Here is a 541-nt window from a genome sequence, read left to right as displayed (position 1 = left end):
ACCCAGGGATCACCTCTTCGCCTTCTAGGATGTCGCCTGGCCGCTTCAGTGCTGTGGGCTCAGGCTGACGGTAAACCAAAACATACTTTTCTTCGGGATGAATAAGCCAAACAAGGCGGGATCCGTTCTCAAAATAATCGACGATCTTGTTGTGGATCTCTCCTACAGTGTTGTCATCAGAGAGAACTTCCACAACCAAATCTGGGGATCCCTCGATATAACCCTTGGGGATCCCGCCAAGGGATCGCAGCCGCTCTTTGGAGAAGAAAGAACAATCTGGGGAGCGGCGATTGCCGGATTTCATTTTAAACGAAGTGTCGGAATCGAAGACAACACCCATTTTTTGGGCTCTAACATAGGCAGTCAGGAAAAAACTGATTAAACTAACGTAGTAGCCATGTCTTGCACCCGCTGAGCCCATCGCAATTAATTTTCCATTTACAACTTCGTAGCGATTGCCATCATCGGGCAGAGCCATAAACTCTTCATCAGTCCAAATCTTCCCAGAAGCTGTTGCAGAGCTTTCGGTAGGTTCCTTTGC

At 48.2% G+C, this 541-nt stretch carries 1 protein-coding gene; it reads right to left on the bottom strand.

Going from position 1 to position 541, the window contains the following annotated elements:
• Nucleotides 1–541: Uma2 family endonuclease (locus tag NW858_RS12410; protein WP_414520617.1), on the bottom strand; the 541-nt coding region annotated here is incomplete at both ends.

It is taken from the genome of Synechococcus sp. H55.10, assembly GCF_047502715.1.
Lineage (GTDB): Bacteria > Cyanobacteriota > Cyanobacteriia > Thermostichales > Thermostichaceae > Thermostichus.
This window is presented reverse-complemented; position numbering and strand designations above follow the sequence as displayed.